The following is a 25,202-nucleotide window of genomic DNA, read 5'->3' on the forward strand; positions in this document are numbered from 1 at the left end:
CAGGGATATTCTTTGGTGTTTCACCTGGTGAAGATGGTGAAGATATGGCGAAACGCAAGGTCAGGCCGCATGCGCTCCGGTGGGGGACTGAGCTGCGGAAATTTCGCAACCAGGCAGGTAAGACGCAGTCCTGGCTGGCGAGGCAGATGACCTGCTCGAACGGGCTCGTGTGCGGTTTCGAGCAGGGGACACACTGGCCGAGTAAGGCAATGGCGGCGGAACTGGACAAACTCGTCCAGGCTAACGGGGACTTGTTCGGCCTCTGGCTCCGACTCTCGGAGAAGCGGGCCTATCCCGAGTGGATGAGCGAGCGAGTCCAAGCTGAACCCAAAGCCACGCTTGTGAGGGAGTTCGAACCAGTAGGGCTCTCAGGGCTCCTTCAAACCGAGGCATACGCCAGGACCATGCTCAAGGCCGGCAACTCCTTCGCCGCCTCTCGCGAGATCGATGAGCTGGTTGAAGGGCGGATGCGCCGGCAAGCGATCTGGGAAGGGCCAGCCTCCCCAAGGATGGTCGCCATCTACAACGAGATGGTGCTTACGGTGCCTACGGGCGGTGCCCGGGTTATGTCGGATCAGTTAAACCGGCTCATTGAGATGGTAGAAGCCGATACCATCCGGCTGCACGTCATCCCTGCGGACACAGAGCACCATCCCTTCATCTCATCCTTCACGCTGCTGAGCTTCTCCGATCAGCCGGATGCGCTCTACGTGGAGGACGCTGTCTCAGGTCGGATGATCACAGAGGTCGAACACGTACAGCGGATGGATAGGGTCTTCAGCGAACTCCTGGGTGTCGCTCTGTCCCCTGAGAAGAGCCTGAAAGCCCTCTACGAGTACCGAAGGACATTTGACCATGGCACTTGAGAGCATGTGGACGAAGAGCACGTACAGCGGGACCAACGGTGGAAACTGTGTCGAGGCCCGGCTGGAGCTGCGTCCCACCTGGGAGAAGTCCACGTACAGCGGGTCCAACGGTGGCGACTGCGTGGAGGCCCGGTTGAACCGTGAGGGCGAGTGGAGCAAGTCCTCCTACTCCCACGGCAACGGCGGAGACTGTGTCGAGGCGGCGCGCACGCGCGTCGGGGCCGCGCTGCGGGACACCCAGAACCGCGACCTCGGACAGCTCGACGCCACCCCCCGTGAGTGGGCCGCGCTCCTGGGAGCCGTGAAGGCCGCCTCCCTCTAGTTCCTCGCAGACCGCGGAGACGGTGGTTCTCCGTGGATCGTCAGTGTCGGTCGGCCCCGGGCGGAGCGTCCCGCCCTGGGCCTGCTGGACGCCGCCTCGGCCGCCATGGCCCCGCTGCTCGTGTTCACCCTGCGCGAGGCGCCGTCCACCGGGAGCGGTACCCAGGGCTGAGGGATCACGTCGGCCGGGTCGGATCCCCGGCGGTCTCCTCGTCCTCCGGTCCGGCCCCGCCGCCGTCCTCTCCGGTGGCGGCGGGCTCCTCCTTCTTCCCCTCATCCTCGGCCTCGGCGGCGGAGAGCAGGGGGTGCTCCTCGACCTTGTAGCGGCGGATGTAGATGCTCAGGAAGGTCTGCAGGCTCGCGCCCATCGGCAGGGCGAGCAACGCGCCGGGCGCGCCCAGGACGGCGGCGCCCGCGAGGACCGAGCCGAACGCCACCGCCGGATGCATGTCCAGGGTCCTGGCGGTGATGCGGGGCTGGAGCAGGTAGTTCTCGAACTGCTGGTAGACGATGACGAACACGAGCACCCACACAGCGGGCCAGACACCCTCCAGCAGCGCCACGAGCACGGGGACGGCTCCGCCGATGTAGGTGCCGACGGTGGGGATGAATTGCGACACCACACCCACCCACAGCGCCAGCGCGAACGCGAAGGGGATGTCCAGCACGACCAGTACCACGTAGTGCGCGCCCGCGCAGACCAGGGCCAGCAGCGCCCGGGAGTACAGGTAGCCGCCCGTCTTCTCGATCGCGATCTCCCAGGCCCGCAGCACCTCGCGCTGCGTGCGCGGTGGCAGGACCGAGCAGATCACGCGGCGAAAGCGCGGGCCGTCGGCGCACAGGTAGAAGGTGAAGAGCGCGATCGTCAGCCCGTTGAAGAGCAGTATCAGGACGGTCGTCCCGGCGCCCCAGACGTTGTCGGCGATCCTGGAGGCGTACTGTTCGACCACGCCGCTGGCGCTGGAGATCTCGTTGAGCAGGGTGGTGGGGGAGTAGGAGGTGTTGAACGTGGTGTTGAACCAGGCCAGCCCGGCGCGGATCATCGTGGGCACTTCGGCGGCGAAGGCCAGGACCTGGCCCAGCAGCATGGACCCCAGCAGGCTGAAGAACGCCAGCGCCAACGCCAGCACCAGGAGCATCACCGCCCCCGTGGCTGGCCCGCGCGGCCAGCGGCGCCGGTGCAGCCAGTTGACCGCCGGTTCCAGCGCCAGCGCGAGGAACAGCGAGATCAGCAGCAGCATGATGAGGTTCTGCAACCGGACGAACAGCCACAGGGCGATGCCGAAGGCCGTGACGATCCACATGGCCAGCATCATGGCGCGGGGGAGCCAGGGCGGCATGCCGCCGCGGTCGGGGCGCGGTGCCCTGTGGGGTGGTGTGCTCGTGCGCAAGCCGGGTCTTCCTTCTGTGGCGCGGCCCGCGAGGGGGCTTCCTCCGCGTGCCCGGGACTTTTCCCGCTCCCCCGGACGATAGCCGCACCCACGAGTGCCCGGCCTCGGTGTCCCGCCGCACGGACCGCTCACGCGCCCGCGCCTCAGCCCCGGGACCTCACCGCGACCGTGACGCCCCGGTAGCCGTCCAGACCCGTCGCGACCCGGGGATCGCCCGCCGTACTGGTCATGCCGGGCAGTTCGTGCTCGGCCTCGGCCGCGACGAGCCGGGTCAGGAGGTCGTGTCGGCGGCCCGGGCCCGGCCGCGGGTGGGGAACCCCCGCCGCGTTCCCCGAACCGCCCCTCGGCGGGTGGGCGGCCGTGAGAGAGTGCACGCGGACCAACGGGTGTCCGCGCGCGACAGCGTGCCTCCCGCACAGCGCCTCTCCAGGAAGGCAGGAGCCGGTGGGCCAAGGCGGCGGGGAAGACCAGCTCGCGGCCGCGGCGATCATCCGCGCGCACCACCACTTCCTCCAGGCCGTCGAACGGGGGGACGAGACCGCCAGGGCGGACGCCCGGGACATCGTTCACCGGATCCTCGAGGACACCCGTGCCCGCGGCTCCGATGCCGTGGATTCGCTGATCCTCAGCCTGACCGGGCACGCGATGGGTGCGGCTGTCGCGCTGTCCAGACTCAACGGACGTTCCTTCGACGAGATCCTCGACGCGGTGGAGGAGGGCATCGTCGGGACGCCCGATCCCGAGGTCTAGGCCGGATCCACCGCCGCTCCAGCCTCCTTCACCGGGATCCGCGTGTCCGCCGAACGCCTCCCGCCACCAGGCCGACCGGGGCTCGGGCGGGTCCGGTTCGGCGGAGTCGGTGCCCCCGACGGCGGGTCCGGGTCATCGGGGGCGCTGACGTGTCGTGAACAGCTGTCAGGGGCCGGTTCCCCGACCCCGCACACCTCACGCGGTCACGCGGTCACACGACCGCGCGGTCGCGCAGCTGTCGGCGCAGACGGCCGAAGAGCTTGGGGTTGTTCATCGCGAGCACGCCCACCGCCGCTCCCCGGCGGCGGTACTCCGCGACGAACCGGCGGTCGTTCGGCGACCCGTCGACGATGGTGACCTCGTCGGCGTCGGCGGGGTGCCCGGCGACCTGCAACCGGGTCCCGTACTGGTCGGACCAGAAGTAGCCGGACGGCCGGTACTCCTCGATCGTCGTGCCCGCCAGGAGGTTGCGCACGGCGGTGGCGGGCTGTTCGGAGGCGTTGGTCCAGTGCTCGTGCCGGACCGGTCCGTCGGGGCCGTGGTAGCGGGCGACGTCGCCCACCGCGACGACGGAGGGGAACGCGGTGACGCATCCGGCGTCGCAGAGCACCCCGTTGTCGACGGGGATCCCGGATCCGGTGAGCCACTCGGTGTTGGGCAGCATCCCGATGCCGACCACCACCACGTCCGCGGGCAGGTGCGTGCCGTCGGCGAGGTCCACGCCGGTGACGCGTTTCCACGGGCCGAGGCCCGCCGAGGTCAGGGACCGCACGCCCACGCCGGTGCGCAGGGCCACGCCGTGGTCGGTGTGCAACGCCGCGCAGACCGAGCCCATGGCCGGGCCGAGGACGCGGGCGAGCGGTGTCGGGTTCGCCTCGACGACGGTCACCGGCCGCCCGAGTGCGTGGCAGGTCGAGGCGACCTCGGAGCCGATCCAGCCCCCTCCGATCACCACCACCCCCGCCGAGCTGTTCTCCAGGTCGGCGCGCAGTGCCGCCGCGTCGTCCAGCGTCCGGACGGTGTGCACCCCGGCCAGGCCCTCCGAACCGGGGAGCTGGCGGGCCCGGCCACCGGTGGCGATGACGACGCCGTCCGCGGTGATCTCCTCCCCGCTGGACAGCCGGACCGACCGTGTGAGGGGGTCGAGGGAGTCGGCGCGAACCCCGAGCCGCCATTCCGCGGCCAGGTCGTCCGTGTCGGACTGGTCGGCCAGCCGCAGGCTCTCCGGAGCGCAGGTGCCCGCGAGGTAGGCCTTCGACAGCGGCGGGCGGTCGTAGGGCTGGTACGGCTCGTCCCCGATGACCGCGATCCGGCCGTCGAAGCCCTGTGCCCGGAGCTCCTCGACCGCGCGCAGCCCCGCCAGCGAGGCCCCGACGACAGCAACGGTTCTCATACGACTGCCTCCTGGTTCTGCGGGACCACGTAGATCACGCCGTCCTGGATCACGACCGAGTGGGTGCGGACCGGCTTCTTGGCGGGGGCGCCGGTGGGCAGGCCCGTGCGCAGGTCGAAGCTGGCCGCGTGGAGCGGGCACTCGATGAAGCATCCTTCGAGCCACCCCTCGGAGAGCGAGGCGTCCTGGTGGCTGCACGTGTCGTCGATGGCGTAGATCTCGCCGTCGACGTTGAAGACCGCGATCGGGACTTCGCCCATGACTCGGACCGCCTCACCCTCGGGCAGGTCCGCCACGGCACATGCTGGGATCATCATGCCCTCCGTTGCGCTTCGCGGAACAACTTGTTCGATACGCAACACTATGATGGGAGCGTAATCGGCTCGGAGTCAAGGAGTGTCCGAGGCGAAATTCGGGAAGTTGCGTCTATCGGTTAAAGTTGCATTATGAGCAACTCAATGGAAAGCACGGGAGCACGCGAGCCGGCGTCGGTCCAGTCGGTGGACCGGGCGATCACCATCCTGGAGCTCCTCGCGCGCGGCGAGATGGGAGTCACGGAGATCGCCGCCGAGTTGGGGGTGCACAAGTCCACCGCGTCGCGGCTGGTGTACACCCTCCAGGCGAGACAGCTCGTGGAGCAACACGGTGAGCGCGGCAGATTCAGCATCGGTATCGGCATGTTGCGGTTCGCCGGCGCCGTCGCCGGTCAGCTCGACATCGTCCAGATCGGCAATCCGGTGTGCGAGGAGCTGGCCGAGCGCCTCGGCGAGACGGTGAACGTCGCGGTCCTCGACTCGGCGAACGCGATCAACGTGAGTCAGGCGCTGGGCACCTCGGCCGTGGCGGCGCAGAACTGGATCGGCCAGCGCACGCCGTCGTACGCGACGGCCAGCGGCAAGGCACTGCTGGCGTACACGCCCCCGGGCGAGTTGGACGAGCTGCTCGCCGGGGAGCTCGTGTCCTACACCGCGCGCACGATCACGGACCCGCAGGAGCTGGGTGAGGTCCTCAAGAGGGTGGCCGAGGACGGGTACGCCACGTCGTTCGAGGAGCTGGAGCCGGGTCTGCACGCGATCGCCGTGCCGGTGTTCGGGGCCGGTCAGGACGTGATCGCGGCGATCAGCGCGTCCGGTCCGGCGTACCGGCTGTCGAAGAAGCGCATCCCCGAGGTCGTGGAGGAACTGCGCCAGGGGGCGCGTGACCTGTCCGATCGGATGGCCTACGCGGGCCGCTGACGGGGTGGGGCGGCGACCTCTGTGATCGTCGTGTCGTGTTCTTGATATATCAATACACGATTAAGCGACGATCAAACCGCAAGGACTAGTCCTTCAGGGTCTTGACAGACCTGTGGGTAACCCTCACTGTGAAGCGCAACGTGTTGTGTATCACGGAATGCGTTGCATATAAAGCAACACATGAGGGGAGTGTGCGTTGGCTTCCACCACGCCCGATGTCCCGGTCCTCGACCAGGCATTGGGCGATCTCGACCCCGAGATCGCCGAGGCGGTCGCGCATGAGCTGCGCCGCCAACAGACGACCCTGGAGATGATCGCTTCGGAGAACTTCGCTCCGCAGGCGGTCCTGGAAGCCCAGGGCACCGTTTTGACCAACAAGTACGCCGAGGGCTACCCCGGGCGCCGCTACTACGGCGGCTGCGAGCACGTCGACGTCGTCGAGCAGCTCGCGATCGACCGCGCCAAGGACCTGTTCGGCGCCGAGCACGCCAACGTCCAACCCCACTCGGGCGCCCAGGCCAACACCGCGGTCTACTTCGCCCTGCTCAAGCCGGGCGACACCATCCTGGGCCTGGACCTGGCCCACGGCGGCCACCTGACCCACGGCATGCGCATCAACTACTCGGGCAAGATCCTCAACGCCGTGGCCTACCACGTGCGCCCCCAGGACGGCACCGTCGACTACGACGAGGTCGCCGCCCTGGCCAAGGAACACCAGCCCAAGATGATCGTGGCGGGCTGGTCGGCCTACCCGCGCCAGCTCGACTTCGCGCGCTTCCGCCAGATCGCCGACGAGGTCGGCGCCCTGCTCATGGTCGACATGGCCCACTTCGCGGGCCTGGTCGCCGCCGGCGAGCACCCCAACCCGGTCCCGCACGCCGACGTGGTCACCACCACCACGCACAAGACCCTGGGCGGCCCGCGCGGCGGACTGATCCTGGCCAGGAAGGAGCTGGGCAAGAAGATCAACTCCGCGGTGTTCCCGGGCATGCAGGGCGGCCCGCTGGAGCACGTGATCGCCGCCAAGGCGGTCGCGCTCAAGGTCGCCGCCGGCCAGGACTTCGCCGAGCGCCAGCACCGCACGGTGGCCGGCGCCCGACTGCTCGCCGAGCGGCTGACCCGCCCGGACATGGCCGAGGTCGGGGTCAGGGTGCTGACCGGGGGCACCGATGTGCATCTGGTCCTGGTGGACCTGGTGGACTCGGCGATCAACGGCCAGGAGGCCGAGGACCGGCTGCACTCGGTGGGGATCACGGTCAACCGCAACGCGGTGCCCAATGACCCGCGTCCGCCGATGGTGACCTCGGGTCTGCGGATCGGCACCCCGGCGCTGGCCACCCGCGGGTTCGGTGAGGACGACTTCGCCGAGGTCGCCGACATCATCGCCGAGGCGCTCAAGCCCGAGTTCGACGCCCAGGCCCTGCGGGGCCGTGTGCGGGCGCTCGCGGACCAGCACCCGCTCTACCCCCACCTGTGACGGGTCACGACACGACAGGGAGAAGAACAGTGGTACACGCAGTCAAGGGTGTCGTGGCCGCGGGGCGCGGGGCCGAAGTCTCCGTCGAGACGATCCTGGTCCCCGACCCCGGTCCCGGCGAGGCCCTGGTGAAGGTGCGGGCCTGCGGGGTCTGCCACACCGACCTCCACTACCGGGAGGGCGGCATCAACGACGACTTCCCGTTCCTGCTCGGCCACGAGGCCGCCGGGGTGGTGGAGGCCGTCGGGGACGGTGTCACCGACCTGGCGCCCGGGGACTTCGTCGTCCTCAACTGGCGCGCCGTCTGCGGAGCCTGCCGGGCGTGCCGACGCGGACGCCCCTGGTACTGCTTCGACACCCACAACGCCGCGCGGCCGATGACGCTGGAGGACGGCACCCCGCTGAGCCCCGCGCTGGGCATCGGCGCCTTCGCCGAGAAGACCCTCGTCCACAGCGGTCAGTGCACCAAGGTCGACCCGAAGGCGCCGCCGGAGGTGGCCGGACTGCTCGGCTGCGGCGTCATGGCGGGCGTCGGCGCGGCGATCAACACCGGGTCGGTCGGCCGCGGGGACAGCGTCGCCGTCCTCGGCTGCGGCGGCGTCGGCGACGCGGCCATCGCGGGCGCCCGGTTGGCGGGCGCCCGCACGATCATCGCCGTCGACCTCGATCAGCGGAAGCTCGAGTGGGCCGAACGGTTGGGCGCCACCCACACGGTGGACGCGCGCACCCGGGACGTGATCGAGTCGATCCGGGAGCTGACCGGCGGTCACGGGGCGGACGTCGTGATCGACGCGGTCGGCAGGCCGGAGACCTTCCGCCAGGCGTTCTACGCCCGCGACCTCGCCGGGACGGTGGTGCTGGTCGGCGTCCCCACCCCGGAGATGACCGTCGACCTCCCCCTCCTGGACGTGTTCGGCCGCGGCGGAGCGGTGAAGTCGTCCTGGTACGGCGACTGCCTGCCGAGCCGCGACTTCCCCATGCTCGTCGACCTCCACCTCCAGGGCCGGCTCGACCTGGGCGCCTTCGTCACCGAGACCATCGGCATCGGCGACGTCGAGCGCGCCTTCGAGGACATGCACGACGGACGCGTCCTGCGCTCGGTGGTGGTCCTGTGAGCGCGCGGATCGAACACCTCGAGACCTTCGGGGCCTTCAGCCTCGACGGAGGCACCTGGGAGGTCTTCAACAACGTGTGGCTGGTCGGCGACGACGAGGAGGTCGTCGTCATCGACCCCGCGCACGACGCCCGGGCGGTGCTGGAGGCGGTCGGCGGCCGCTCGGTGGTCGCCGTGGTCTGCACCCACGGGCACAACGACCACGTCAACGCCGCGGTCGAGGTGGCGGACAAGTCCGGCGGGCCGATCCTGATCCACCCCCACGACGAGCCGCTCTGGCGGTCGGTGCACCCCGACCGTGCCCCCGACGCCTGGCTGGCTCACGGCGGGTCCGTCGCGGTGGCCGGAACGACGCTGCGGGTGCTCGGCACGCCGGGCCACACGTGGGGTGCGGTCTCGCTGTACGCCCCCGACCTGGGCGCCGTCTTCTCCGGCGACACCCTGTTCCAGGGAGGGCCGGGCGCCACGGGCCGCTCCTACTCCTCCTTCCCGACCATCATCGAGTCGATCCGGGACAGCCTGCTGACGCTGCCCGCCGACACCGTCGTCCACACCGGACACGGCCCCACCACGACCATCGGCGCCGAGGCGCCGCACCTGGACGGCTGGATCCAGCGCGGATTCTGACGCACTCCGACCACACGATCAGGAGGACCCCCCTATGCCGACCCAACCACGTGTCGTGCTCATCGGAGCGGGCATCGTCGGCTGCGCACTGGCCGATGAGCTGACCGCACGCGGGTGGACCGACGTCACCGTGCTCGAACAGGGGCCGCTGTTCGCCACCGGCGGCTCCAGCTCCCACGCGCCAGGCCTGGTGTACCAGACCGTCGGGTGCAAGACCATGACGGATTTCGCCAAGTACACCGTCGAGAAGTACACCGCGCTGACGCTCGACGACAAGTGGTGTTTCCAGCAGCTCGGCGGCCTGGAGGTGGCCACCACCCCGGAACGTTGGGCCGACCTGAAGCGCAGGCACGGTTGGGCGACGTCGTGGGGCGTGGAGAGTTACCTGCGCGACCCCGGCGAGTGCGCCGAACTGCACTCACTGCTCGACCCTGGCAAGATTCTCGGCGGCTTCCACATCCCCGGCGACGGGCTGGCCAAACCGGTACGCGCCGCCGAGGCCCAGGCCCGGCGGGCGATGGACCGCGGAGCACGCTTCCTCGCGCACCACAAGGTCACCGGCATCGAACGCCGCGGCGGACGGGTCCGGGCCGTCGTCACCGAGCACGACACCTTCACGGCCGACATCGTCGTCTCCTGTGTCGGCATGTGGGGTCCGCGGATCGGCCGCATGGTCGACCTCGACGTCCCGCTGGTCCCGATGGCGCACCAGTACGCCAAGACCTCTCCGCTGCCGGTCCTTCGGGGCGTCAACGACGAACTGCGCGAGATGAGCAAGCCGCTGCTGCGGCACCAGGAGGCCGGACTCTACTTCCGCGAGCACGTCGACCGCATCGGCATCGGCGCCTACGAGCACCGCCCGATGCCGATCTCCGCCGACGAGATCCTCGATCCCGGTGTCGCGCCCACCATGCCGTCGGAGACGCCGTTCACCCCGGACGACTTCGACACCTCCTGGGCGGACTCCGTCGACCTGCTGCCGTGCCTGGCCGACGCCAAGGTCGACGAGGGAATCAACGGGTTGTTCTCCTTCACCCCGGACGGCAACCCACTGCTCGGCGAGCACCCCGACCTCCAGGGTTTCTGGCTGGCCGAGGCGGTGTGGATCACGCACTCCGCGGGCGTGGCCAAGGCGATGGCGGAGTGGCTGGTCGACGGTCAGCCCAACATCGACCTGCACACCTGCGACCTCAGCCGGTTCGAGGAGGTCGAGCGGGGACCGGAGTACGTCCACCTGCGCAGCTGCCAGGCCTTCGACGAGGTCTACGACGTGCTGCACCCGCTGCAGCCCGCCGAGCGGCCGCGACCGCTGCGGACCAGCCCGTTCCACGAGCGCCAGGCCGACCTCGGCGCGGTGTTCCTCGAAGGGGGCGGCTGGGAGCGGCCGCACTGGTACGAGGCCAACGCGAACCTGCCCGAGGTCGGGCAGATCCCCGATCGGGGCGACTGGGCCGCGCGGTACTGGTCGCCGATCGCGGGCGCCGAGGCACTGGTGGCGCGCAAGAGGGTGGCCATGTTCGACATGACGCCCCTGAAGCGGATCGAGGTCACCGGTCCCGAGGCGCTGACGTTCCTGCAGACGATGACGACCAACCAGCTCGACCGCAAGGTCGGATCGGTCGTCTACACCCTCATGCTCAACGAGGACGGCGGGATCCGCAGCGACCTCACCGTGGCCCGGCTCGCCGAGGACCGCTTCCAGGTGGGCGCCAACGGCCCGATCGACCTCGACTGGCTGCGCAGGCACCTTCCGCCCGGCGGACGCGTGCAGGTCCGCGACATCACCGCGGGCACCTGCTGCATCGGGCTGTGGGGTCCCGCCGCCCGGCGGCTCCTCCAGCCGCTGACCCGCGAGGACTTCTCGCACGAGGCGATGGGCTACTTCAGGTCGAAGCGGGCCTTCATCGGCGACGTCCCGGTGACCGCGATGCGCCTGTCCTACGTCGGCGAACTGGGCTGGGAGCTCTACACCACCGCCGACATGGGCCGCCGCCTGTGGGACACGCTCTGGGAGGCGGGCCGGGAACACGGCGTCATCGCCGCGGGCCGCAGCGCCTTCGCCAGCATGCGGCTGGAGAAGGGCTACCGGTCCTGGGGCGCGGACATGACCACCGAACACGACCCCTACGAGGCCGGGCTCGGCTTCGCCGTGCGCATGAACAAGGGCTACTTCCACGGCAAGAACGCCCTGAAGGGCCGCTCCGAGGACACCGTCACGCGCAAGCTGACCTGCCTGACCATCGACGACGCCCACCAGGTCGTCATGGGCTCCGAGCCGGTCCACGCCGGCGGCGCGCCGGTCGGCTACGTCACCAGCGCCGCGCGCGGCTACACCATCGGCAAGAACATCGCCTACGCGTGGCTGCCCGCGGAGGTCTCCCGGCCCGGCACCCCCGTCGAGATCGAGTACTTCGGTGAGCGCGTCCCCGCGGTGGTCGCGGCCGAACCGCTCTTCGACCCCGACATGACCCGCATCCGGTCGTGAGCCGGACGCGGCGCTCCCAGCCACCGGTCACAGACCGCGAACGCTCCCGACCCGCCCCCTCGATCCCCGGTGCCCCGTCAGCGTCCGCACCGCACGGAACGGAGACCACATTGACCGAGAACCTCGTCGCCCCTTCGGCCACCGGCGGTTCCGCACTGCCCGAGAGCCTGATCCCGACCCTGCCCGGCCACACCTACACCGATCCGGAGGTCTTCACCCGAGAACAGGAGAGGATCTTCGAGCGGATGTGGTTCTGCGCGGTCCGCGGCGCGGACCTGCCCAAGCCCGGTGACTTCCGTACGGTCCAGGTCGGACGGGAGAGCGTGATCGTCACCCGGTCCCGCGACGGCGCGCTGCGCGCCTTCCTCAACGTCTGCCGCCACCGGGGCGCCAAGCTCTGTGTGGAGGAGTCGGGCAGCGTCAAGCGCAACTTCCAGTGCCCCTACCACGCCTGGACCTACGGGCTCGACGGGAGGCTGGTCGCCGCCCCCAACCTCACCTCGATGCCGGACATCGACCGGACCGAGTACGGCCTGAAGCCGGTGCACCTGCGGGAGTGGCTCGGCTACGCGTGGCTGTGCCTCGCCCAGGACCCGCCCTCGTTCGCCGACACCGTGCAGGCCGACGTCACCGGGCGGTTGGGGTCGCTGGAGGCCATCGACAACTTCGAGATCGACGGGCTCGAACTCGGCCGGCGTATCACCTACGACGTCAAGGCCAACTGGAAGCTCATCATCGAGAACTTCATGGAGTGCTACCACTGCGCGACCATCCATCCCGAGCTCACCGAGGTGCTGCCCGAGTTCGCCGACGGCTACGCGGCCCAGTACTTCGTCGGCCACGGCGCGGCCTTCGGTGAGGAGGTCTCCGGGTTCACCGTGGACGGCAGCGCGGGCTTCGACACGTTGTCCGGGGTGGACTCCGACCAGGACCGCAAGTACTACGCGATCACCGTCCGACCGCAGGTTTTCGTCAACCTGGTCCCGGATCACGTTATTCTGCACCGGATGTTCCCATTGGCCGCCGACCGCACCGTCGTGGAATGCGACTGGCTGTACAGCAAGGACGTCGTGGCGTCCGGCCGCGACGTCTCGCACTCCGTCGAGTTGTTCCACCGGGTCAACCAGCAGGACTTCGACGCCTGCGAGCGCTGCCAGCCCGCGATGTCGTCGCGGGCCTACGCCGACGGCGGTGTCCTCGTTCCCTCCGAACACCACATCGGCGAGTTCCACCAATGGGTGCAGAACGTACTCTCCCCCGACAAGGACGGTGAATAGTCAGTATGATCACTGCCCCCAGGGTCTTTTGGCCCTCAGTGATTCTGGTAACGATATTCGTCGCGTTCACGGCGGTCTTCACCGACGTCGTGTCCACGGCGATCACCACCCTGCAGGACACCGTGATCGGCGCGTTCGGGTGGTACTACATCCTGATCGTGTGCGGGTTCGTGGTGTTCTCGATCCGAGTGGGCCTCGGCCGGTTCGGCGACATCAAGCTCGGCCCCGACGACGAGGAGCCCGAGTTCAAACTCGGCACCTGGTTCTCGATGCTGTTCGCCGCGGGCATGGGGATCGGGCTGGTGTTCTGGGGCGTCGCGGAGCCGCTGAACCACTTCGCCAGCCCCAAGCCGGGCGTCGAGGGCACGTCGCAGGAGCTCGCCCAGCAGTCGCTGGTGCAGACGTTCCTGCACTGGGGCCTGCACCCGTGGGCGATCTACGTGGTGGTCGGCCTCGCCATCGCCTACGCGATCCATCGTAAGAAGCGTCCGGTCTCGATCCGCTGGGCACTGGAGCCGCTGCTGGGCAGACGGCGGGTGAACGGCTGGCTCGGCGACCTGATCGACGTCGTCGCGGTCATCGGGACCCTGTTCGGGGTGGCCACCTCGCTCGGCCTCGGCGTACTGCAGATCGCCTCCGGGCTCGACGTGCTCGGGATCGTCAGCGACCCGGGCAACTGGACGAACATCGTCCTGATCGGCGGCATCACCGCGCTGGCCATCTTCTCGGTGACCACCGGTGTGAAGCGCGGGGTCAAGTGGCTCTCCCAGATCAACATGGGGCTCGCCGTCGTCCTGATGCTCATCGTGCTGGTCACGGGGCCGACGCTGTTCCTCCTCCGGGAGTTCGTGCAGTCGATCGGGCTCTACTTCCAGAACCTGCTCCGGTTGAGCTTCGACACCACCGCTCTGGAGGGCCAGGGCGGCGCCCAGTGGCAGGGCTGGTGGACGACCTTCTACTGGGGCTGGTGGATGTCCTGGGCGCCGTTCGTCGGTGTGTTCATCGCGCGTATCTCGCGTGGCCGGACGGTGCGGGAGTTCGTCACCGGCGTCCTGCTGGTGCCGACCGCGGTCACCTTCCTGTGGCTCACCGTGTTCGGCGGCAGTGCCCTGTACCGCGAGCTGTTCGGTTCCGGGGGAGGCGTCGCGGCGGACGGGTCCGTGAACACCGAGGGGGCCCTCTTCGGCCTGCTCGGCGAACTGCCGGGAGGCACCGTCCTGGTCGCGGGAGCGGTCATCCTCATCGTGCTGTTCTTCGTGACCTCGTCGGACTCCGGGTCGCTCGTGGTCGACATGCTGGCCTCCGGGGGCAGTCACGAGACCCCGGTCTGGAGCCGGGTGTTCTGGGCGGCCGCCGAGGGACTGGTCGCCATCACGCTGCTGCTCGCGGGGGGTCTGAGCGCCCTCCAGGTCGGCGCCATCCTCATCGCTCTGCCGTTCAGCGTCGTCATGCTGCTGATGTGCGCCGCGACGTGGAAGCAGCTCGGGGAGGAACGCCGCCGCCAGATCCGGGCCCAACGCAGGATGGAGCGCGAGGAGCTCACCGAGCACGTCTCGCAGAACCTGCTCGAAGGTGACGAGTTCACCGGACAGATCTCCCAGAACCTGCTCGAGGAGGGGGAGTTCACCGCGCAGCTCTCCCAGAACCTCATCGAGGAGGGCTGGACCGACCCGAACGGCGAACCGAACGGCGCGGACCGCTCGGACACCGACGACCCCGATGCCGTCAAGGACAAGGTCTGACACATGAAGAAGCGCGTTTTCGATCAGGACGTCGACGAGGACGCGCTGCGCGTCGGTGAGCCCGGCCACGCCGCGGCCGGGCTCACCGGTGTTCTCGTCTCACTCCAGCGGAGCCGGGAACAGATGGGCGTCGGCCGGACCGTGCGGACGCTGCCGCTGATCAACCAGCGGGCGGGGTTCGACTGCCCCGGCTGCGCGTGGCCGGATCCTCAGGCCGCCGACGGCGACCGGCGCAAACCCGCCGAGTTCTGCGAGAACGGGGCGAAGGCGGTCGCGGAGGAGGCCACGACCCGCCGGATCGGTCCCGACTTCTTCGCCCGCCACTCCGTCGCCGAACTGGCCGAGCGCACCGACTACTGGCTCGGCCGGCAGGGGAGGCTGACACAGCCGATGATCCTGCGCCGCGGCGACGGGCACTACCGGCCGATCGGCTGGGACGCGGCGTTCGACGTCATCGCCGAGAACCTGGCCTCGCTCGGCTCCCCGGACGAGGCGGCGTTCTACACCTCGGGTCGGACCAGCAACGAGGCGGCGTTCGCGTACCAGCTGATGGTGCGGTGCTTTGGCACCAACAACCTGCCCGACTGCTCGAACATGTGCCACGAGTCGTCGGGGGTGGCACTGAAGGACACGATCGGGATCGGTACCGGCTCGGTCTCGTTGGCCGACCTGGAACACGCGGACCTGGTGCTGGTGCTCGGCCAGAACCCGGGCACCAACCACCCGCGCATGCTGGCGTCGCTGGAGAGGGTGAAGCGGCGGGGCGGTCGGATCGTGGCGGTCAACCCGCTGCCGGAGGCCGGGCTGTACCGGTTCAAGAACCCGCAGAGGCCGAGCGGGATCGTGGGGCGGGGCACCGCGCTGGCGGACGAGTTCGCGCAGATCCGCATCGGCGGTGACCTCGCGCTGCTTCGCGCCCTGACCGGGCTGCTGGCGCAGGCCGAGGACGCGGCGCCGGGCACGGTGCTGGACCGCGCCTTCATCGGGGCGCACACGCACGGCTTCGCGGAGTTCTTCGACCAGGCCCGGCGGATCGACTGGACGGCGACCGAACGCGCCACCGGGCTGGAGCGGCGGCAGATCGAGCGGATCGCGCGCATGCTGATGGACTCCGAGCGCACCGTGGTGTGCTGGGCGATGGGTCTGACCCAGCAGAAGCAGGGCGTGGCCACCATCCGGGAGGCCGTCAACCTGATGCTGCTGCGGGGCATGATCGGCAAGCCGGGGGCCGGGGTGTGCCCGGTGCGCGGGCACTCCAACGTGCAGGGCGACCGGACCATGGGCATCTACGAGAGGATGCCCGAGTCGTTCCTGGAGGCGCTGGAGCGCGAGTTCGGGGTCACGGTGCCGCGGGAACACGGCGTGGACACCGTCGAGGCGCTGCACGGGATGCACGACGGGCGCATCAGGGCTCTGTTCGCGATGGGCGGGAACTTCGCCGCCGCCACCCCGGACACCGAGGCCACGGAGAGGGCGCTGCGCGGCTGCGCGCTGACGGTGCACGTTTCGACGAAGCTCAACCGCTCGCACGTCGTGCCGGGCGAGACCGCGTTGATTCTGCCGACCCTCGGCCGCACCGAGCGCGACGTCCAGAGGTCGGGGGAGCAGTTCGTCACCGTCGAGGACTCGATGTCGGTGGTGCACGCCTCCCGGGGCAGGCTCCGACCCGCGGGCGAGCGCCTGCTGTCCGAGGTGGCGATCGTCAGCCGTCTCGCCCGCAGACTGCTCGGCGCGGACCATCCGGTGCGGTGGGAGGAGTTCGAGCGCGACTACGACGTCGTCCGCGACCACATCGCGCGGGTGGTGCCGGGCTGTGAGGACTACAACCGGCGGGTGCGGGAGCCGGACGGGTTCGTGATGCCGCATCCGCCCCGCGACTCCCGGACCTTCCCGACGGAGACCGGACGGGCGAACTTCACGGTCAACGTCCCCGAACCGATCGAGGTCCCCGACGGCAGACTGCTCCTGCAGACGCTGCGCAGCCATGACCAGTACAACACCACGATCTACGGTCTGTCCGACCGCTACCGGGGCATCGAGGACGCGCGCCGCGTGGTGCTGGTCAACGACGGTGACATCGCCGCGCTCGGCTTCGCCGACGGGGACCTGGTCGACCTGGTCTCGGAGTGGCCCGATCCGCGCGGCGGCGTCGAGGAGCGCCGCGCCCGCCGGTTCCGGATCGTGTCCTATCCGACGGCCCCCGGGTGTGCCGCCGCCTACTACCCGGAGGCGAACCCGCTGGTGCCGCTCGGCGCGGTGGCGGACAGGTCCAACACGCCGGTGTCGAAGGCGGTCGTGGTGCGGTTGGAGCCCCATGCCGATGCCGACTAGGTTCCGCTGCTCGGAACGTCACTCCGGGGGGTGGTGTTCGGGCGCCGGCAGGGGTCTGCGCGACTGAGGACGGCGGCGGGCGGCGGGCGGTCCGAAGCGAAGCGGAGGATCAGAGAAGACACGTCCCCGCCCCGGTTCAGATCAGGGCGCGGATGGCCTCCTCGAACCCGGTGACGTGCTTGAGCGCGAGCTCCGCCGCCCGGTCGGCCTCGCCGTCGATGATGGCGGTCAGGAGCGGGACGTGCTCGTCCACGTGACCGGTCACCCCGGACAGCCGGGGGATGAAGACGCACCAGATCCTGGTGGCCAGGCTGTCGTAGGCGATCAGCGTGTCCTCGAGGAAGGGGTTGTAGGCGCACCGGTAGATCGCCCGGTGCACGGCGACGTCGGTGCGGAGCAGCTCGGTGGTGTCGTCCCCCTGGTCGCCCTCGAGTTGGGACCGCAGCCCGGTGAGCTCGGCGCGGTCGGCGGGCGTGGCGCGCTCGGCCGCCGCCGAGGCGGCGAGCGGCTCCAGGGTGCGCCGCACCTCCGAGATGTGTGCCAGGTCGGAGATCTGCACGTCGGTGGCGAAGGTGCCGCGGCGCGGGTAGGCCACGACCATGCGGTCCCGCTCCAGGCGCTTCAACGCCTCGCGGATCGGTGTGCGCCCCATGCCGAGTTCGGTGCTGAGCCGGTCCTCGTTGATCGGGTCGCCCGGCTGGATCTCCAGCATCACCAGGCGGTCGCGGATCGCGACGTAGGCCTGTTCCGCGAGTGAGGCTCCCGGCGATTGGTTGTTGACCTGAGTTCCCATGTGACCTACAGTACTACCAAGACTGATATATCAGTAGTTTATCAGATGGCGTTCCCCCTTCCGCTGGAGGCACCGCGATGACCGACCCCGCGTCCCCCGCCCAGCCACCCGGCGCGCACCTGCCCGACCACCCCGACTTCCTGTGGGAGGACCTGGAGCCCAGGACCTTCTACGACGTCGTGATCGTCGGCGGCGGCGGTCACGGCCTCGCCACCGCCTACTACCTCGCCAAGGTGCACGGCATCACGAACGTGGCGGTGCTGGAGAAGGGGTGGCTGGCGGGCGGCAACATGGCCCGCAACACCACGATCATCCGCTCCAACTACCTGTGGGACGAGAGCTCGGGCATCTACGAGCACTCCCTGAAGCTCTGGGAGGGCCTGGAGGAGGACCTCGGCTACCCGATCCTGTTCGACCAGCGCGGGGTGCTCAACCTCGCGCACAGCCTCCAGGACGTGCGCGACAGCGTGCGGCGGGTCAACGCCAACCGGCTCAACGGCGTCGACGCCGAGTGGCTGGATCCGCGGGGCGTCAAGGAGGTCTGCCCGATCGTCAACATCTCGGAGGACGTGCGCTACCCCGTGCTGGGGGCGACCTACCAGCCGCGCGCCGGAATCGCCAAGCACGACTACGTGGCCTGGGGCTACGCGCGCGCCGCCCACGAGATGGGCGTCGACCTCATCCAGAACTGCGAGGTCACCGGGATCGAGACGGTCGGCGACCGGGTCACCGCGGTGGAGACCACCCGCGGCCGCATCGCCGCGGGCCGCGTCGGGCTGTGCGCGGCGGGCCACAGCTCGGTCCTCGCGGAGATGGCCGGTATCCGGCTTCCGCTCGCGTCGCACCCCCTGCAGGCACTGGTCTCGGAACTGCTGGAGCCCGTGCACCCCACCGTGGTGATGTCCAACGCGGTGCACGTCTACGTGTCCCAGGCACACAAGGGCGAACTGGTGATGGGCGCCGGGATCGACAGCTACAACGGCTACGGCCAGCGTGGGTCGTTCCACATCATCGAACGGCAGATGTCCGCCGCGCTGGAGCTGTTCCCGATCTTCGCCCGAGCGCACCTGCTGCGGACCTGGGCGGGGATCGTCGACGTGAGCCCGGACGCCTCCCCGATCGTCGGCCTCACCCCGGTCGAGGGCCTCTACCTCAACTGCGGCTGGGGCACCGGCGGGTTCAAGGCCACCCCCGGCGTCGGCGACTGCTTCGCGCACACCATCGCCCACGACAAACCGCACGCGTTCAACGAACCGTTCACCCTCGAACGGTTCACCACCGGCGCCCTCGTCGACGAGCACGGCGCAGCCGCCGTCGCGCACTGAGGAACAAGGAGCCAGGCATGCAACTCATCCCCTGCCCGTGGTGCGGGCCGCGCGAGGAAACCGAGTTCCACTACGGCGGCCAAGCGCACGTGGCCTACCCGCAGGACCCGGCCGCGCTGACCGACGAGGCGTGGGCGCGGTACGTGTTCTTCCGCGACAACCCGAGCGGCCCGTTCGCCGAGCGGTGGAGCCACAGCGCGGGCTGCCGCCGGTGGTTCAACGCCGTCCGCGACACCAGGACCTACGACCTGCTGGCCGTCTACGACGCCGGTGAGCCGATGCCCGATCTCGGAGAGAGGGACGAGGTGGTCTCGTGAGCGCGACCTTCCGGCTGCCCACCGGCGGCCTCATCGACAGGGACACCGCACTGCGCTTCACCTTCAACGGCCGGTCGATGACCGGGCACCCCGGGGACACCCTGGCGTCCGCGCTGCTGGCCAACGGTGTGCACGCGATCGGCACCAGCGTCAAGTACGGGAGGCCGCGCGGCATCGTGGCGGCGGGCTCGGAGGACCCGACGTCGCTGGTGCAGATCGAGCAGCCGTTCCCGGAACCGATGCTGACCGCGACCACCGTCGAGCTCTACGACGGACTCGTGGCCCACGGCCTGCCCGGACAGGGCAGGCTGGCCTCCGAACCCGACCCGGCCCGCTACGACGCCAAGCACGTGCACTGCGACGTTCTCGTCGTCGGCGCGGGGCCCGCGGGCCTGGTCGCCGCGCTCACCGCGGCCCGCGGCGGCGCTCGGGTCGTCGTGGTCGACGAGCAGAACCAGGCCGGGGGCGCGCTGCTCGGCACCAGGGAGTACCTCGGCGAACGGCTGTCGGAGGACTGGGCGGCCGACATCGCGGCGGAGCTGCGGAACACCCCCGGCGTGCTGGTCCTCGACCGCACCACGGCGTTCGGCGTCTACCAGGACGGGTTCGTCCTCGCCCTCCAGCGCCGTACCGACCACCTCGGCTTCGACGCGCCCGCCGACGCGGCCCGCCAGCGCGTCTGGCGGATCAGGGCCAAGCAGACCGTGCTCGCCACCGGCGCCCACGAGCGCCCCGTCGTCTTCGCCGACAACGACCGCCCCGGGATCATGCTCGCCGGTTCGGCGCGCACCTTCCTCCACCGCTACGGCGTCCTGCCCGGCACGCGGGCGGTCGTCTTCACCACCGACGACAGCGCCTACCGCGCGGCGATCGACCTCGCCAGAGCCGGTATGGACGTCGCGATGGTCGTCGACGCCAGGCCCGCCGCGCCCAGTGTTCTCGCCGCGCGGTGCTCCGCCCGGGGGATCCAGGTGCGCGCCGGTCACGTCGTCACCGGCACCGAGGGCGGGGCCCGGATCACCGACGCCCACGTCGCCCCGCTGCCCGGCACCGAGGGGAGCCCGGAGACCGTCGACTGCGACACCCTGCTGGTCTCCGGCGGCTGGAACCCGGTCGTGCACCTGTTCAGCCAGGCGCGCGGCACGCTGCGCTACGACTCCGAGCTCGGCGCCTTCGTCCCCGGCGAGGAGCTGCCGACGGTGCGGGTCGCGGGGTCGGCGACGGGTGCGCTGGACCTCACCTCGTGTCTTCGGCAGGGCCGCGACGCCGGGCACGCGGCCGCGCTCGCCGCGGGGTTCGCGCCGGTGGGCGAGGTCGAGCTGCCGGTCTCGGGCGCGCGGACCGACGAGCGGCCCGGCATGGTGCTGTGGCGCGTCCCGGGCGAGCTCCGAGAGGGCGCCCCGGACACCCGCTTCGTCGACCTCCAGCGCGACGCCACGGTCTCCGACGTGCTGCGCGCCACCGGCGCGGGGCTGCGCTCGCTGGAACACGTCAAGCGGTACACGACCATCGGCACCGCCCACGACCAGGGCAAGACGTCCGGGATGATCACCGCTGGACTGGTCGCCGAGGAGCTGGGCGTCGAGCTCTCCGAACAGCGGCCCACCACGTTCCGACCGCCGTACACCCCGGTGTCCTTCGCCGCGCTGGCCGGACGGGACCGGGGCGAGCTGCACGACCCGGCGCGCGTGACCGCGTTGCACCCCTGGCACGTCGCGCGCGGCGCGCTGTTCGAGGACGTGGGGCAGTGGAAGCGGCCCTGGTACTTTCCCCGGACGGGTGAGGACATGGACACCGCCGTCCTGCGGGAGTGCCGCGCGGCACGCGAGGGCGTCGCCCTCATGGACGGCTCGACCCTGGGCAAGATCGACCTCCAGGGCCGCGACGCCGGTCGGTTCCTCGACATGCTCTACACGAACAAGATGAGCGCCCTGAAGGTCGGCCGGATCCGCTACGGGGTGATGTGCGGCGTCGACGGCATGGTCATCGACGACGGAACCGTCATCCGGCTCGCGGAGGACCGGTTCCTGGTGACCACGACGACCGGCAACGCCGCGATGGTCCTGGACTGGATGGAGGAGTGGCTCCAGACCGAGTGGCCGCACCTGGACGTGTACGCCACCTCGGTCACCGAGCACTGGGCCACGATCCCCCTGGTGGGGCCCCGGTCGCGCGACGTGCTCGCCGAGCTCGCCCCCGACCTGGACGTGGGCAACGAGGCCTTCGGGTTCATGACATGGCGGGACACCGTGCTCGACGTCGGAGCGGGCGTTCCCGCCCGGGTGTGCCGGATCAGCTTCTCCGGCGAGCTGGCCTACGAGGTCAACGTGACCGCCTGGCACGGCCTGGCCGTCTGGGAGGCGCTCATGGCGGAGGGCGAGAAGTACGGGATCACGCCGTACGGCACCGAGACCATGCACGTGCTGCGCGCCGAGAAGGGCTATCCGATCGTCGGCCAGGAGACCGACGCCACGGTCACGCCCCAGGACCTGGGGATGTCGTGGGCCGTGTCGAAGAAGAAGGCCGACTTCATCGGCAAGCGGTCCCACACGAGGGCGGAGAACAACCGGCCGGACCGCAAGCAGCTCGTCGGACTGCTGCCGGCCGACCCGGAGATCCAGCTGCCGGAGGGCGCGCAGGTCGTCGGCACCGACCGGCTGCCCGACCCCCCGGTTCCGATGCTCGGCCACATCACCTCCAGCTACCGCAGCGCCGCGCTGGACCGGACGTTCGCGCTCGCGGTCGTGCGCTCCGGCCACGAACGCGTGGGGGAGACGCTCTACGTCCCCGTCGGGGACGACCTCGTGCCGGTCACCGTGACCGAGTCCGTTCTCTACGACAGGGAAGGAGCCCGCCGTGACGGCTGACACCAGCTCACGGACCAGCCCGCTCGCCGCCTGGGCGGACCGCCTCGCCGGCCTCGCGCCCGCGCTGACGGTGGCGGAGCGGCCGTTCCTGACCCAGCTCACGGTGCGGGCCTCGGACCCGGACGCCGTGGCCGCGCTGGGTGCGGCGCTGGGCGTCGCGTTCCCCGCCGACCCGTGCACGTTCACCCGGGGCGACGGCCCCTTCGGCGACGTGGAGGTGTTGTGGCTGGGGCCGGACGAGTTCCTCGTGGTGGCCCGGTCCGACCTGGACCCGCGGGTTCCGGTCGAGGAGGCGCTACGCACGGCCCTCGGGTCCGCGCGGGGCGCGGTCGTGGACACCTCGGCCCAGCGCACGACGGTGGCCTTGGCGGGACCGCACGTCCGGGACGTCCTCGCCCACGGTTGCGCCGTCGACCTGCACCCGTCGGCGGCGCCGACCGGCACCTGCGTGCAGACCCTGCTGGCCAGGGCCGGGGTCATCCTCCAGGTCGTCGACGCCGAGGCCGGCGTGTTCACCGTGCTGGTGCGGTCGTCCTTCGCCGAGTACCTGGCCGCGTGGCTGAGCGACGCGTGCGTCGAGTACCTGGCGGGAGTGTCATGAGTCTGAGCGTGTTCGACCTGTTCACGGTCGGCATCGGACCGTCGAGCTCGCACACCGTCGGTCCGATGCGCGCGGCGGGGACGTTCGCGAGGGCCCTGCGGGACGAGCGGCTCCTGCCGCGGGTGGCGTCGGTGCGCGTCGAACTGTTCGGATCGCTCGGCGCTACCGGCCACGGGCACGGCAGCGTCAAGGCCGTGGTGCTCGGGCTCGCGGGCCACGCCCCCGACACGGTCGACCCCGTCGCCGCCCAACCCATGGTGGACGACGTGGCGGCGACCGGGAAGCTGGAGCTGGCGGGCCGCCACGTGATCGGGTTCTCGGTCGACGACGACGTCGTCCTGCACCGGAACAGGCGGCTCGACTTCCACAGCAACGGCATGGAGTTCCACGCGTTCGACCGCGAGGGGACCCCGGTCGCGGTCCGCACGTACTACTCGGTCGGCGGTGGCTTCGTCGTGGACGAGGACGCCGCCGGGGAGAAGGCCGTCGTCGAGGACGCCACGCCGGTGGAGTACCCGTTCTCCACCGGCGACGAGCTGCTGGCCCACACCGACCGCACCGGACTGTCCATCAGTTCGATCATGCTCGCCAACGAGCGGGCCCGCCGCACCGAGCGGGAGACCAGGGACGGGTTGCTGGAGATCTGGTCGGTGATGCGGGAGTGCGTCGAGCGCGGCTCGACGACCCGGGGCGTGCTGCCGGGCGGGCTCAGGGTCCGGCGGCGCGCCGCGGCGAGCCGGGAGGACCTGGAGGCCGCGGGCGAGTCCGGGGATCGGCTGGGCGCCATGGAATGGGTCACGATGTTCGCCCTGGCGGTCAACGAGGAGAACGCGGCGGGCGGGCGGATCGTGACCGCGCCGACCAACGGCGCGGCCGGGATCATCCCGGCGGTCCTGCACTACTACGACCGTTTCGTGCCCGGTGCCGACGAGGACGGGATCGTGCGCTTCCTGCTCGCCGCGAGCGCGGTCGGCATGCTGTTCAAGCGCAACGCCTCGATCTCCGGCGCGGAGGTCGGCTGCCAGGGCGAGGTCGGCTCCGCCTGCTCCATGGCGGCCGCCGGTCTGGCCGAGGTACTCGGCGGCACCCCCGCCCAGGTGGAGAACGCCGCGGAGATCGGGATCGAGCACAACCTCGGCCTCACCTGCGACCCGGTGGGCGGCCTGGTGCAGATCCCCTGCATCGAGCGCAACGCGATCGCCTCCATCAAGGCCATCACCGCGGCGCGGATGTCGGTACGCGGCGACGGCGCACACCACGTGAGCCTGGACAAGGCCATCAAGACCATGCGGGAGACCGGCGCCGACATGAAGGACAAGTACAAGGAGACCGCTCGTGGCGGGCTCGCGCTCAACATCGTCGAGTGCTGACCGGCCGAGAACTCTCACCCCCGCACACTGAGGAGGACATCGTGGCGCGAACCTTCACTCTCACTCTCCGGTGCCCGCAACGGACGGGCATCGTCCACGCGGTGACCGAGTTCCTGGTCGAGCGGGGGTGCGACATCGTCGAGCACAAGCAGTTCGACGACGACGTCCGCGGTCGGCTGTTCCTGCGGACGTCGTTCTCGTGCTCGGCGCCGGAGCTGGGCGTCGGCGACCTCCGGCGCGAGTTCGTCGCCGTGGCACGGGAGTTCGCCATGGAGTTCCAACTGTGGGACGAGCGGAAGCCGCGCGTCCTGGTGATGGTGTCCAAGACCGCCCACTGCCTCAACGACCTGTTGTTCCGCTGGCGTGCGGGCAACCTCGGCGGGGAGATCGTCGGCGTGGTGTCCAACCACGGGGACCTGCGCCCCATGGCCGAGGCGGCGGGTCTGGACTTCGTCCACGTGCCGGTGACCGCCGAGACCAAGGCCGCCGCCGAGGCGCGCGTGCTGGAGCTCGTCGACGAGTACGACGCCGACCTCGTGGTGCTCGCCAGGTACATGCAGGTCCTCTCCGACGACCTGTGCGCCAAGCTCGAAGGACGCGTGATCAACATCCACCACTCGTTCCTGCCGGGTTTCAAGGGCGCGAAGCCCTATCACCGGGCCTACGAGCGCGGCGTGAAGTACGTCGGGGCGACCGCGCACTACGTGACCGCCGACCTCGACGAGGGCCCGATCATCGAGCAGGAGGTGCTGCGGGTGGACCACTCCCACGACCCGCGCGCGCTGGCGACGGTGGGCCGCGACGCAGAGGCGCTCGCGCTGTCCCGGGCGGTGCGCTGGCACTGCGAACACCGGGTCCTGCTCAACGGCCGCGGCACCGTCGTCTTCCGATGACCCCCGGGGGCCGTCCCGCCCCCGACA

General features: G+C 70.4%; 22 protein-coding genes. 17 read left to right on the forward strand and 5 right to left on the reverse strand.

Annotation, left to right across the window (positions count from 1 at the left end; genetic code table 11):
• Window positions 1-44 precede the first annotated feature (44 nt).
• Complete coding sequence (locus KIK06_RS05695) at window positions 45-866, forward strand: helix-turn-helix domain-containing protein (protein ID WP_268642229.1); 822 nt, start codon at window positions 45-47, stop codon at window positions 864-866.
• A complete protein-coding gene (locus KIK06_RS05700) occupies window positions 856-1,188 on the forward strand; it encodes a DUF397 domain-containing protein (protein ID WP_268642230.1) in 333 nt (110 codons plus the stop codon). Before KIK06_RS05695 ends, KIK06_RS05700 begins: the two co-directional genes overlap by 11 nt.
• A gap of 175 nt (window positions 1,189-1,363) precedes the next feature.
• Here the strand turns inward: KIK06_RS05700 and KIK06_RS05705 are convergent, their stop codons facing one another.
• Both KIK06_RS05705 and KIK06_RS05710 read right to left on the reverse strand, forming a co-directional pair.
• Entirely contained in the window at window positions 1,364-2,527 is a 1,164-nt protein-coding gene (locus tag KIK06_RS05705; RefSeq protein ID WP_268645861.1) for an AI-2E family transporter, read from the reverse strand.
• A gap of 194 nt (window positions 2,528-2,721) precedes the next feature.
• Window positions 2,722-2,952 carry a hypothetical protein gene (locus KIK06_RS05710; RefSeq protein ID WP_268642231.1) on the reverse strand — a complete coding sequence of 77 codons (231 nt, stop codon included), beginning with the start codon at window positions 2,950-2,952 and terminating at the stop codon, window positions 2,722-2,724.
• A 70-nt stretch (window positions 2,953-3,022) separates the two neighbouring features.
• On the opposite strand from KIK06_RS05710, the gene KIK06_RS05715 reads away from it, so the two are divergent.
• Window positions 3,023-3,328 carry a hypothetical protein gene (locus tag KIK06_RS05715; RefSeq protein WP_268642232.1) on the forward strand — a complete coding sequence of 102 codons (306 nt, stop codon included), beginning with the start codon at window positions 3,023-3,025 and terminating at the stop codon, window positions 3,326-3,328.
• A 211-nt stretch (window positions 3,329-3,539) separates the two neighbouring features.
• On the opposite strand, the gene KIK06_RS05720 is transcribed toward KIK06_RS05715, so the two are convergent.
• Entirely contained in the window at window positions 3,540-4,721 is a 1,182-nt protein-coding gene (locus KIK06_RS05720; RefSeq protein ID WP_268642233.1) for an NAD(P)/FAD-dependent oxidoreductase, read from the reverse strand.
• Window positions 4,718-5,038 carry a bifunctional 3-phenylpropionate/cinnamic acid dioxygenase ferredoxin subunit gene (locus KIK06_RS05725; protein ID WP_241479729.1) on the reverse strand — a complete coding sequence of 107 codons (321 nt, stop codon included), beginning with the start codon at window positions 5,036-5,038 and terminating at the stop codon, window positions 4,718-4,720. Before KIK06_RS05725 ends, KIK06_RS05720 begins: the two co-directional genes overlap by 4 nt.
• Before the next feature lie 129 nt (window positions 5,039-5,167).
• Between KIK06_RS05725 and KIK06_RS05730 the strand changes: the two genes are divergently transcribed.
• From KIK06_RS05730 to KIK06_RS05765, 8 genes are all read left to right on the forward strand, one after another.
• Window positions 5,168-5,956, forward strand: a complete 789-nt coding sequence (locus KIK06_RS05730) for an IclR family transcriptional regulator (RefSeq protein WP_268642234.1) — start codon at window positions 5,168-5,170, stop codon at window positions 5,954-5,956.
• A gap of 196 nt (window positions 5,957-6,152) precedes the next feature.
• Window positions 6,153-7,433 (forward strand): serine hydroxymethyltransferase, encoded by a 1,281-nt coding sequence (gene glyA / locus KIK06_RS05735; RefSeq protein WP_327084631.1) that lies wholly within the window; start codon window positions 6,153-6,155, stop codon window positions 7,431-7,433.
• 29 nt (window positions 7,434-7,462) lie between these two features.
• Window positions 7,463-8,548 (forward strand): S-(hydroxymethyl)mycothiol dehydrogenase, encoded by a 1,086-nt coding sequence (locus tag KIK06_RS05740; protein ID WP_268642235.1) that lies wholly within the window; start codon window positions 7,463-7,465, stop codon window positions 8,546-8,548.
• On the forward strand, window positions 8,545-9,174 hold the full coding sequence (locus KIK06_RS05745; protein WP_268642237.1) for an MBL fold metallo-hydrolase: 630 nt from the start codon (window positions 8,545-8,547) through the stop codon (window positions 9,172-9,174). Before KIK06_RS05740 ends, KIK06_RS05745 begins: the two co-directional genes overlap by 4 nt.
• 34 nt (window positions 9,175-9,208) lie before the next feature.
• Window positions 9,209-11,659 carry a GcvT family protein gene (locus KIK06_RS05750; protein ID WP_268642239.1) on the forward strand — a complete coding sequence of 817 codons (2,451 nt, stop codon included), beginning with the start codon at window positions 9,209-9,211 and terminating at the stop codon, window positions 11,657-11,659.
• A 110-nt stretch (window positions 11,660-11,769) separates the two neighbouring features.
• On the forward strand, window positions 11,770-12,936 hold the full coding sequence (locus KIK06_RS05755; protein WP_268642240.1) for an aromatic ring-hydroxylating oxygenase subunit alpha: 1,167 nt from the start codon (window positions 11,770-11,772) through the stop codon (window positions 12,934-12,936).
• Window positions 12,937-12,941: 5 nt separating this feature from the next.
• Window positions 12,942-14,678 (forward strand): BCCT family transporter, encoded by a 1,737-nt coding sequence (locus KIK06_RS05760; protein ID WP_268642242.1) that lies wholly within the window; start codon window positions 12,942-12,944, stop codon window positions 14,676-14,678.
• A gap of 3 nt (window positions 14,679-14,681) precedes the next feature.
• The gene (locus KIK06_RS05765) at window positions 14,682-17,009 is read left to right on the forward strand and encodes an FdhF/YdeP family oxidoreductase (protein WP_268642243.1); all 2,328 of its coding nucleotides are present in this window, start codon (window positions 14,682-14,684) and stop codon (window positions 17,007-17,009) included.
• Window positions 17,010-17,145: 136 nt separating this feature from the next.
• Here KIK06_RS05765 and KIK06_RS05770 read toward each other — a convergent pair whose 3' ends face one another.
• Entirely contained in the window at window positions 17,146-17,802 is a 657-nt protein-coding gene (locus KIK06_RS05770) for a GntR family transcriptional regulator (RefSeq protein WP_268642244.1), read from the reverse strand.
• A gap of 77 nt (window positions 17,803-17,879) precedes the next feature.
• Here KIK06_RS05770 and KIK06_RS05775 point away from each other — a divergent pair, with 77 nt between their 5' ends.
• Genes KIK06_RS05775 through purU form a run of 6 tightly spaced genes read left to right on the forward strand, consistent with a single transcriptional unit; the run spans window position 17,880 to window position 25,175 of the window.
• Complete coding sequence (locus KIK06_RS05775) at window positions 17,880-19,127, forward strand: sarcosine oxidase subunit beta family protein (RefSeq protein WP_268642245.1); 1,248 nt, start codon at window positions 17,880-17,882, stop codon at window positions 19,125-19,127.
• Between the two features lie 17 nt (window positions 19,128-19,144).
• A complete protein-coding gene (locus KIK06_RS05780) occupies window positions 19,145-19,444 on the forward strand; it encodes a sarcosine oxidase subunit delta (RefSeq protein WP_017600063.1) in 300 nt (99 codons plus the stop codon).
• Window positions 19,441-22,311 (forward strand): 2Fe-2S iron-sulfur cluster-binding protein, encoded by a 2,871-nt coding sequence (locus KIK06_RS05785; protein WP_268642246.1) that lies wholly within the window; start codon window positions 19,441-19,443, stop codon window positions 22,309-22,311. Before KIK06_RS05780 ends, KIK06_RS05785 begins: the two co-directional genes overlap by 4 nt.
• Window positions 22,301-22,912, forward strand: a complete 612-nt coding sequence (locus KIK06_RS05790; protein WP_268642247.1) for a sarcosine oxidase subunit gamma — start codon at window positions 22,301-22,303, stop codon at window positions 22,910-22,912. The genes KIK06_RS05785 and KIK06_RS05790 overlap by 11 nt, the downstream gene beginning before the upstream one ends.
• Window positions 22,909-24,282 carry an L-serine ammonia-lyase gene (locus tag KIK06_RS05795; protein WP_268642248.1) on the forward strand — a complete coding sequence of 458 codons (1,374 nt, stop codon included), beginning with the start codon at window positions 22,909-22,911 and terminating at the stop codon, window positions 24,280-24,282. The genes KIK06_RS05790 and KIK06_RS05795 overlap by 4 nt, the downstream gene beginning before the upstream one ends.
• A 41-nt stretch (window positions 24,283-24,323) precedes the next feature.
• A complete protein-coding gene (gene purU / locus KIK06_RS05800) occupies window positions 24,324-25,175 on the forward strand; it encodes a formyltetrahydrofolate deformylase (protein WP_268642249.1) in 852 nt (283 codons plus the stop codon).
• The last annotated feature ends 27 nt before the right edge of the window (window positions 25,176-25,202 follow it).

Source organism: Nocardiopsis sp. EMB25, from assembly GCF_026797795.1.
Lineage (GTDB): Bacteria > Actinomycetota > Actinomycetes > Streptosporangiales > Streptosporangiaceae > Nocardiopsis > Nocardiopsis lucentensis.